The sequence below is a fragment of the Streptococcus sp. GMD6S genome (genome assembly GCF_000297015.1).
Window position 1 is genome coordinate 1 of the sequence record NZ_AJRH01000142.1, and the last position, 1327, is coordinate 1327.

Consider the following 1327-nt stretch of genomic DNA (forward strand, 5'->3'; position numbering starts at 1 on the left):
GCTAAAAAAGTAGATTACTTGGGAATCGAAGTGGATGACTTGCTGATTGATTTGGCAGCCAGTATGGCAGATGTGATTGGTTTGCAGGCTGGTTTTGTCCAAGGAGATGCCGTTCGTCCGCAAATGCTTAAAGAAAGCGACGTGGTCATCAGCGACTTGCCTGTAGGCTATTACCCAGACGATGCCATCGCTTCTCGCTATCAAGTGGCTTCTAGTCAAGAGCATACCTATGCCCACCATTTGCTGATGGAACAAGGCTTCAAGTACCTTAAGTCAAATGGCTATGCTATTTTTCTAGCTCCGAGTGATTTATTGACCAGCCCTCAAAGTGACTCATTAAAAGGGTGGCTCAAAGACGAAGTGAGTCTGGCTGCTATCATCGCTCTGCCAGAGGATATTTTCTCAACTGCAAGCCAAGCTAAAAGTATTTTTGTCTTACAGAAGAAAAGAGACAAGGAAATAGAACCCTTTGTCTACCCTCTTACTAGCTTGCAAGATCCGTCAGTTTTGTTGACCTTTAAAGAAAATTTTCAAAATTGGAGCAAAGGTACTGAAATATAAAAGAGATTTTGTTATAATAGATGAAAACGCTTAAAAAGAGGTATCATCTTATGACAAAAACAATTGCAATCAATGCAGGAAGCTCAAGCTTGAAATGGCAACTATACCAAATGCCAGAAGAAACTGTATTGGCGAAAGGCTTGATTGAACGTATTGGCTTGAAGGATTCGATCTCAACAGTAAAATTTGACGGTCGTTCGGAGCAACAAATTCTTGATATTGAAGACCATACACAAGCCGTTAAAATTTTATTAGATGACTTGATTCGTTTTGACATTATCAAAGGGTACGACGAAATTACAGGTGTCGGCCACCGCGTCGTTGCAGGTGGTGAATATTTCAAGGAATCAACAGTTGTTGAGGGAGATGTGTTAGAAAAAGTTGAGGAATTGGGACTGTTGGCTCCTCTTCACAATCCAGCTAACGCAGCTGGAATTCGCGCATTTAAGGAATTGCTGCCAGATATTACCAGTGTTGTCGTATTTGATACCTCATTCCACACAACCATGCCAGAGAAGGCTTATCGCTACCCTCTACCAACTAAATACTACACAGACAACAAGGTTCGTAAATATGGTGCCCACGGGACAAGCCACCAGTTTGTCGCAGAAGAAGCAGCGAAACTTTTGGGCCGTCCTCTAGAAGATTTGAAATTGATTACCTGCCATATTGGTAACGGGGCTTCTATCACAGCTGTTAAGGGTGGGAAGTCTGTGGATACTTCTATGGGATTCACACCACTTGGAGGTGTGATGATGGGAACTCG

At 42.6% G+C, this 1327-nt stretch carries 2 protein-coding genes; both read left to right on the forward strand.

The genetic code is table 11. The annotated features are described in order from the left end of the window. The coding region (locus GMD6S_RS09175) for a class I SAM-dependent methyltransferase (RefSeq protein ID WP_000629270.1) at positions 1 to 561 on the forward strand (561 nt) is incomplete at its 5' end. Positions 562 to 611: 50 nt separating this feature from the next. Beyond that, the coding region (locus GMD6S_RS09180; protein ID WP_000167799.1) for an acetate/propionate family kinase at positions 612 to 1327 on the forward strand (716 nt) is incomplete at its 3' end.